This window comes from Amycolatopsis sp. cmx-4-83, assembly GCF_046548815.1.
In the GTDB taxonomy this organism is placed as follows: Bacteria; Actinomycetota; Actinomycetes; order Mycobacteriales; family Pseudonocardiaceae; genus Amycolatopsis; species Amycolatopsis pretoriensis_A.
Genome location: NZ_JAEBEF010000009.1, coordinates 559,456 through 566,945, shown reverse-complemented (window position 1 = coordinate 566,945; position 7,490 = coordinate 559,456). Strand labels below are relative to the sequence as shown.

Sequence of the window (7,490 nt, the reverse complement as noted above, 5' to 3'; positions counted from 1 at the left end):
GAGCTCGCCCCACACACCAGCCCCGAACGGAACTCACAGCGGTCCGGAGCTCGCCCCACACACCAGCCCCGAACGGAACTCACAGCGGTCCGGAGCTCGCCCCACACACCAGCCCCGAACGGAACTCGCGGAGGTCCGGAGCTCGCCCCACACACCGGTCCCGAACGGAACTCGCGGGGGTCCGGGGCTCGCCCCGGCTGGGGGTCTGGGGGTTTGACCCCCAGAAGACACAACGAACGCAGAGCGGCAACTGACGAAGCGAAGCGAAGGAAGATGCCGCGGCGCGGTAGACCCTGGGGGTCGATCTACCGCTGCCGCGGCTGCCGCCGGACCGAGGGGGGAGGTGCCCGGCGGAGTTCGTGTCTTCCCAGTGGCGCGCCGAAACGGTGGGTGGCGCGTTAGTAAACGAGAGTAACGGGTCGGAGTGTGATCGCGCCATAACCGGGCGCAGATTCGCGGGTTTTTTCGGGGTTGATCTTTTCAGTGCCAGCGGGTGGTCAGGGCCCCTAGTGCGCCGAGGGCGACGGCGGCGGCGGTGGAGGTGCGCAGGACGGTCGTGCCGAGGCGGACGGCTCGGGCGCCGGCTTCGCGCAGAAGGGTGAGTTCGTCGTCGGTGATGCCGCCTTCGGGGCCGACGACGAGGAGGACGTCGCCGGTGTCGGGGAGGGCGAGGTCGGTGAGGCGGTCCGGGACGTCGGATTCGAGCACGATCGCGAGGGACGTCGTGGCGATGAGGCCGGCGAGTTCGCGGGTGGTGGCGGGCTCGGTGACGTCGGGGACGTGGGCGCGGCGGGCTTGTTTGGCGGCGGAGCGGGCGGTGGCGCGCCAGCGGGCGAGGGCTTTGTCGCCGCGGCCGCCGTCGTCCCACTTGGCGACGCTGCGGGCGGCGCGCCAAGGGACGATGGCGTCGACGCCGGCTTCGGTGGCGAGTTCGACGGCGAGTTCGCCGCGGTCGCCTTTGGCGAGGGCCTGGGCGAGGACGACGCGCAGGGCCGGTGGCTGCTCGGTCCAGCTCTCCTCGACGGTCAGGGTGAGGGCCGCGTCCCGGCCGGGCTGGACGGCTTCGACGACGCAGCGGGCCATGGCGCCGGCGCCGTCGGACAGCACCAGCCGCTCCCCCGCGCGCAGCCGGCGGACGGTGGCCGCGTGCCGGGCTTCCTCGCCGTCGAGGACCGCGGTGCCGCTGGTGGGCACCGCGGCCGCGAGGAAGACCGGCAGGGTGGTGTCGGGCACGGTCAGCGGTGGTTCTTGGCGCGCAGCTTGGAGAACAGGCCGCCGTGCTTGCCGTTCGACGACAGCGTCGGGGCTTCTTCGCCGCGCTGCTGGGCCAGCTCGACCAGCAGCTCGCGCTGGGCGTCGTCGAGCTTGGTCGGGACCTGGACGTCGATGTGGACGTGCAGGTCGCCGCGGCCGTCGACGCGCCCGGAGGAGCGCAGCCGGGGCATGCCCTTGCCGGTGAGGACGAGCTCGGCGTTGGGCTGCGTGCCCGGTTCGATGTCGAGTTCGTAGTCGCCGTCGACGAGGGTCGCGATGGGCACGGTGGCGCCGAGCGCGGCGGTCGTCATCGGGATGCGGAAGTTGCAGTGCAGGTCGTGGCCCTGGCGGACGAAGACTTCGTGCGGGGTCTCGTCGATCTCGACGTAGAGGTCGCCGGCCGGGCCGCCGCCGGGGCCGACCTCGCCCTGGCCGGAGAGGCGGATGCGCATGCCGTCGCCGACGCCCGGCGGGATCTTGGCGGTGACGTTGCGGCGGGCGCGGATGCGGCCGTCGCCGCCGCACTGGCGGCAGGGGTCGGTGATGACCTCTCCGAAGCCGCGGCAGACCGGGCACGGGCGCGCCGTGACGACCTGGCCGAGGAAGGACCGCTGGACGGACTGGACCTCGCCGGCGCCGCCGCAGGTGTCGCAGGTCTTGACCGAGGTGCCCTCGGAGGTGCCGGCGCCGCGGCAGAGGTCGCAGACGATCGCGGTGTCGACGGCGATTTCCTTGTCGACGCCGGTCGCGCACTCCTCAAGCGAGAGGCCGAGCCGGATGAGGGCGTCGGAGCCGGGCTGGACGCGGCTGCGCGGGCCACGGCCGCGACCGCCGCCGCCACCACCGCCCGCGGCGCCGAAGAAGGCGTCCATGATGTCGCCGAGGCCGCCGAAGCCGGCGAACGGGTCGCCGCCGCCCCCACCGCGCGCGCCGCCGTCCATCGGGTCGCCGCCGAGGTCGACGATCTTGCGCTTCTGCGGGTCCGACAGCACCTCGTAGGCCGTCGTGACCTCGCCGAACTTGTGCTGGGCGTCTTCCGACGGGTTGACGTCGGGGTGCAGCTCCCTGGCCAGCTTCCGGTACGCGCGCTTGATCTCCTGATCGCTCGCGTTCTTCGCCACCCCGAGGATGCCGTAGTAGTCCCTCGCCACCGTCTTCGCTTCTCCTTCTGCTCTGCCCGGCTCAGCGGCCGTGCAGGATCTGCCCCACGTAGTTGGCGACCGCGCGCACCGCGGCGATCGTGCCGGGGTAGTCCATCCGGGTCGGGCCGACCACCCCCATGCCGCCGAGCACCATGTCCTGGCCGTAGCCGATCGACACGACCGAGGTGCTGCGCATCTGCTCGTCTTCATTTTCCTCACCGATGCGCACCGTGATCGCACCGGGGTTGCGCGCGGCGGCCAGCAGCTTCAGCACGACGACCTGTTCCTCGAGGGCTTCGAGGACCTGGCGCAGTGAGCCGGGGAAGTCGGCGACGTTGCGGGTGAGGTTGGCCGTACCGCCGAGGACCAGGCGTTCTTCGGGGTGTTCGGCCAGCGACTCGACCAGGATCGTCGTGACGCGGATGAGCGCGTCGCGCAGCTCGCCGGGCGACTTGTCGGGCAGCTCGGCGACCCGCGCCGCGGCCTCGTTGAGCCGCCGTCCGGCCATGGCCGCGTTGAGGACGGTCCGGAGCCGGCTGACGTCTTCTTCGGTGACGACGTCGCCGAGGTCGACCGTCCGCTGGTCGACGCGCCCGTTGTCGGCGATCAGCACCAGCATCAGCCGCGCCGGGGTGAGCGGCACGACTTCGAGGTGGCGCACCTTGGCGTTGGTCAGCATCGGGTACTGGACGACGGCGACCTGCCGGGTCAGCTGCGCGAGCAGCCGCACCGAGCGCTTGAGGACGTCGTCGAGGTCGGTGCCGCTGTCGAGGAAGGTGGTGATCGCCCGCCGCTCGGCGGCGCTCAGCGGCTTGATCTCGGAGAGCCGGTCGACGAAGAGCCGGTACCCCTTGTCGGTCGGCACGCGCCCGGCACTGGTGTGCGGCTGGGTGATGTACCCCTCTTCTTCGAGGGTCGCCATGTCGTTGCGCACAGTGGCGCTGGACACACCGAGGTTGTGCCGCTCGACGATCGCCTTGGACCCGACCGGCTCCTGGTTGGAGACGTAGTCCGCGACGATCGCCCGCAGCACGTCGAAGCGGCGCTCCTCCGCGTTGGCCACCGGTTCCTCACCTACCTCGTTCGCTGCCGACCCCGAGTTTACGGAAGCCTGAGCCGATCGTGCTCAACCCCGGTCGTCCCGGGGAGTGGTGGACGCAGGGTCGCGCACGGGCGGAGGTCCCGCCGATCGGGCGCGCCCGCCGCTGAGCCCGCCGAGAGGGGTTCGGCGGAGGGGGTTCGACGCGGCCGGATCGGGCCCCGCAACGTCATGAACGAGTCGTTCACGACATCCAGCCGAGCCGATCGTGCTCAAGCCCGGTCGTCCCGGCCGGGTAAAGGGCGTCCAAATCAATTCCCATGCGCTGTTCTCGAATGGACTTCCGGCTTGAAGGGGGAACCGAAAAGCGGTTTGCTGCCTCTCATCCGCATGCCCTTCCCGACTTCCGAGGTCGCCGTGAACCACATTGCACCAGATTCGGGTGGAATGCCCGAAATCGCCCGGCGCGCGGCCGAGGCGAAAGCCCGGCTCGAGCGGGTCTCGGCGACCGCCTCGAGTCCTGATGGGGCCGTCACGGTCACCGTCAACACCAGCGGTGCCCTGCAGGAACTCACCTTCGGCTCGCGTGCCGACGAGCTGCCGCGGGCCCGGCTCGCCCAGGCCGTCCTCGCCGCCGCCAAGCGTGCGCAGGTCGATGCCGCGCAGCAGCTGACCGCGATCATGGCGCCGGTGATCGGCACCGACTCCGACGCGATGCATTTCCTCCAGGAACAGATCCCCGCGCCCGAATTGCCCGAAGAAGCAGAAAAAGCACCGCGGTGGGAATTCGCGGCCGAACCCGAGACACCGCCGCCGCCCGTGCGTCCGGCCCGGCCGCCGCGGCCGGACGACGACGAAGACTTCGGCGGCCCGATCCTGCGCCGGGGGCTCTGATGGCGATGAAGGTCGACTTCGACGTCCTCGGCGGGCACGAGGACGAGATCCGCGAGATCGCGGACAAGGTCCAGCAGGCCCTCGACGCCGCGGGCAGCGCGCAGGCGCTCGACTTCGACGCCTTCGGGCTGGTCGGGCAGGTCTTCGCGGCGCCGATCCAGATCTGGACGAGCCAGGCCGAGGAGTTCCTCCGGTCGGCCGTCGACGCCGGGCACGAGGTCGCCGACCGGGTGAAGACCGCCCACGGCGCCTTCACCGAGCACGAACAGACGACGAAGTGCCTGATCGAGGGCATCGGCAAGGAGCTGCCGGCATGACCGAGACGCAGGAGAACCCGCTGGTCGCGACGGCCGAACCGAGCAGCGGCTTCTGGAGCGGCATGGGCGAGGGGTCGAAGGGCGAGCTCGACAACGTCAACGCCCAGACCGGCGGCGCGGGCATCTTCAGCGACGCCGCGTCCACGCTCACCGACGCCCGCAACGGCGACTGGGGCAACCTCGCGCTGGACGTCGGCACCGACGCCCTCGACCTGCTCGGCGCCGCGATGGACCCGCTCGGCACGCTGGCGAGCGCCGGCGTCGGCTGGCTGATCGAGCACATCAGCTTCCTCAAGGACGGGCTCGACAAGCTCGCCGGCAAGCCCGAAGCCGTCACCGCCAAGGCCGTGACCTGGACGAACATCTCGAAGCAGCTCACCGAGACCGCCGAGCAGTACGAGCAGCAGGCCAAGAAGGTCCAGCAGTCCTTCAGCGACTGCGGCTCCGCCGAGGCCTACCAGAGGACGGCGGAGAGCTACGTCGGCGTCCTGCGCGGAGCGGCTTCGCACGCCGACAGCGCGTCGACGGCGATGAACGTCGGCGCGGCGCTGGTCGGCACCGAGCGCGGGCTGATCCGCGACATGATCTCGTCGTTCGTGGGCGAGCTGATCGTCAAGGCGCTGGCCGCGCTGGCGGCGTCGTGGTGCACCTTCGGCGGCACGATCGCGGCGTTCATCGCCGACACCGTCGTCGAGGGCGGGGTCCTCGCCGAGAAGATCAGCACGCGGATCACGAAGATCGTCGAGAAGCTCGAGAGCCTGGCCAAGGGCGCCGGCAAGTCGAAGGCGGCGCTCGAAGGCGCGGCGAACGCCCTCAAGAAGGTCGGCAAGGGTGTCGACAAGATCGTGGACAAGAGCGTCGACACGGCCGCGAGCATCGAGCGGAAGGCCAACGAGCTGAAGCAGGCGGGCAAGGAGGCGAAGTCCGCCGAGGAGACGGCCAAGGGGTGGAGTGACGCCGCCAAGGAGCACGTGCCCGGCCGCGAGAAGGTCGAGGGACTCGGCGACAAGCTCTCCGACGACGGCCGCAGCTTCCTCAGCCAGAAGGAGTGGCGCGAAGGCGGCGGCAAGGTCCCGGGCTTCAACCTCGCGGACGGCGTCGGTGTCGGCACCGAAGCCCGCCGCCAGGAGAACGAGCAGATCGACCGCTACCACGAAGGCCGAGAGGCCTACGAAAAGGAACACCCGGAGGGTGAAGGCGAGTGACGACGGCCGGGCAGGCGGAGGTGGAGCTGGCCAACCGGCAGGGCCGGCTCCACCCCGCGCAGCGGGGGAAGGTGCTCGACGGCTCGTTCTGGGTGGCCGCGGTCGTCGCGGTCGCGGCGCTCGTCGTCGCGGTCGTCGTGCCGGTCTCGGCGATCGACACCCGGTTCGGCGCCCGGCTCACCGGCGCCACGGTGGCCGCGGCCCTCGGCACGGCGCTCCCCCTCCTCGTGCTGGCCGCCTGGCTGGCGTTCGTCTGCGGGCGCCGGCTGGCCGACGTGCGGGACGGACGGCTGGTCGCGATCACCGGCTGGACCCACGACTTCGGCAGGCAGCGGCCGGACCGCGAGTACCCGATCGTGCTCTCCACCCGGCTCAGCAAGGGCATGAACGAGCACCACTACCTCAAGGCGGGCGGCAAGGAGTTCCAGCTCTACCGGACGATGGACCTGCGGATCCAGCCGGACCGGAACAACACCGTCCTGCTCACCCCGCGGGCCCGGCTGCTGATCACCGTCCTGCCGGCGTAGCCCGGGGCTCGATCTCGAGGTCGCCGCGGGTGACCGCGCGGATGTGCCCGCTGCCGAGCAGGTCGTGCGGGTAGCCGAGGTCGAGCGCGCTCACCTCGTCGAGGCGGGCCAGCTGGTCCGGGGTGAACTCGACGTCGAGGGCACCCAGGTTGCCTTCGAGCTGGGCGGGCGTGCGGGCGCCGACGACGGGCGCGGTCACGCCCGGGTTCCGCAGGGTCCAGGCCAGCGCGACCTGCGCGGGCGTGTGCCCGGCCTCGGCCGCGACCTCGGACACGACGTCGGCGATCGCGAGTGTGCGGTCGGTGACCATGCCCAGGCCGGCGTTGAAGCTGCGGCGGGTGCTCTCGTCAGTGGCGGCCGCGCGGTACTTGCCCGACAGCACGCCGCCGCCCAGCGGTGAGTACGGCGTCACCCCGAGCCCCAGCTCCCGCGCCATCGGGATCAGGTCGCGTTCGGCGTCGCGCCGGATCAGGCTGTACTCGACCTGCAGCGCGATCAGCGGCGTCCAGCCCCGCAGGTCGGCGATCGCCTGCATCCGCGAGATCTCCCAGGCCGGGACGTTGGACATGCCCACGTACCGGACCTTGCCCTGGCGGACGAGGTCGTCGAGGCCGCGCAGGATCTCCTCGACCGGCGTCGTGAAGTCCCACACGTGCAGGAGGAGCAGGTCGAGGTAGTCGGTGCCCAGCTGCCGCAGACTGGCCTCCACCGACGCGTACAGGCTCTTGCGGTGCGGGCCGCCGGAATTCGGGTCCCCGGGGCGGCGCAGCGTCGTGTACTTGGTCGCCAGCACCAGGCTTTCGCGGTGGTCGCGGGCGAATTCGCCGAGCAGCCGCTCGGCGCTGCCGTCGGTGTACGTCGGTGCGGTGTCGACGAAGTTGCCGCCGCGCTCGACGTAGGTGTCGAACAGCTTGCGCGCGTCGGCTTCTTCCGCGCCCCAGCCCCACTCGGTGCCGAAGGTCGCCGTGCCCAGTGCCAGCGGCGAGACCCGCAGCCCGGACCGGCCCAGCAGCCGGTAGGTGTCGAGGGTGAGCGCCATCGGGGTCCTCCTGTGTCGGTGATCGTCTCCGGGCACCAGCCTGGGCTCGCGACGAGCCGGGGGTAAGGGAAGG

The 7,490-nt window shown here is 71.5% G+C and carries 8 protein-coding genes; 4 read left to right on the top strand and 4 right to left on the bottom strand.

Features of this window, described 5'->3' with window-relative positions; translation table 11 throughout:
* Positions 1-480: 480 nt before the first annotated feature.
* From ACLJQM_RS29555 to hrcA, 3 genes are read right to left on the bottom strand one after another with little or no spacing between them, the layout of a single operon-like run.
* On the bottom strand, positions 481-1,233 hold the full coding sequence (locus tag ACLJQM_RS29555) for a 16S rRNA (uracil(1498)-N(3))-methyltransferase (protein ID WP_410633578.1): 753 nt from the start codon (positions 1,231-1,233) through the stop codon (positions 481-483).
* A 2-nt stretch (positions 1,234-1,235) separates the two neighbouring features.
* Complete coding sequence (gene dnaJ, locus ACLJQM_RS29550) at positions 1,236-2,405, bottom strand: molecular chaperone DnaJ (protein WP_247020838.1); 1,170 nt, start codon at positions 2,403-2,405, stop codon at positions 1,236-1,238.
* Positions 2,406-2,436: 31 nt separating this feature from the next.
* Positions 2,437-3,459, bottom strand: coding sequence for a heat-inducible transcriptional repressor HrcA (gene hrcA / locus ACLJQM_RS29545; protein WP_247020836.1), 1,023 nt, complete (start codon positions 3,457-3,459; stop codon positions 2,437-2,439).
* A 324-nt stretch (positions 3,460-3,783) separates the two neighbouring features.
* On the opposite strand from hrcA, the gene ACLJQM_RS29540 reads away from it, so the two are divergent.
* Genes ACLJQM_RS29540 through ACLJQM_RS29525 form a run of 4 tightly spaced genes read left to right on the top strand, consistent with a single transcriptional unit; the run spans position 3,784 to position 6,378 of the window.
* Positions 3,784-4,329 (top strand): YbaB/EbfC family nucleoid-associated protein, encoded by a 546-nt coding sequence (locus ACLJQM_RS29540; RefSeq protein WP_360769679.1) that lies wholly within the window; start codon positions 3,784-3,786, stop codon positions 4,327-4,329.
* On the top strand, positions 4,329-4,646 hold the full coding sequence (locus tag ACLJQM_RS29535; protein WP_247020832.1) for a type VII secretion target: 318 nt from the start codon (positions 4,329-4,331) through the stop codon (positions 4,644-4,646). Before ACLJQM_RS29540 ends, ACLJQM_RS29535 begins: the two co-directional genes overlap by 1 nt.
* Positions 4,643-5,851: a hypothetical protein gene (locus ACLJQM_RS29530; RefSeq protein WP_410633575.1), complete on the top strand. Its 1,209-nt coding sequence runs from the start codon at positions 4,643-4,645 to the stop codon at positions 5,849-5,851. Before ACLJQM_RS29535 ends, ACLJQM_RS29530 begins: the two co-directional genes overlap by 4 nt.
* Positions 5,848-6,378 carry a hypothetical protein gene (locus ACLJQM_RS29525; protein ID WP_247020828.1) on the top strand — a complete coding sequence of 177 codons (531 nt, stop codon included), beginning with the start codon at positions 5,848-5,850 and terminating at the stop codon, positions 6,376-6,378. Before ACLJQM_RS29530 ends, ACLJQM_RS29525 begins: the two co-directional genes overlap by 4 nt.
* On the opposite strand, the gene ACLJQM_RS29520 is transcribed toward ACLJQM_RS29525, so the two are convergent.
* Complete coding sequence (locus ACLJQM_RS29520; protein WP_410633574.1) at positions 6,359-7,417, bottom strand: aldo/keto reductase; 1,059 nt, start codon at positions 7,415-7,417, stop codon at positions 6,359-6,361. The genes ACLJQM_RS29525 and ACLJQM_RS29520 overlap by 20 nt on opposite strands.
* Positions 7,418-7,490: the final 73 nt, after the last annotated feature.

Coding starts and splice junctions, on each gene's coding strand:
- ACLJQM_RS29535 (WP_247020832.1), top strand. CDS start 4,329: ATGGCGATGAAGGTCGACTTCGACGTCCTCGGCGGGCACGAGGACGAG.
- ACLJQM_RS29530 (WP_410633575.1), top strand. CDS start 4,643: ATGACCGAGACGCAGGAGAACCCGCTGGTCGCGACGGCCGAACCGAGC.
- ACLJQM_RS29520 (WP_410633574.1), bottom strand. CDS start 7,417: ATGGCGCTCACCCTCGACACCTACCGGCTGCTGGGCCGGTCCGGGCTG.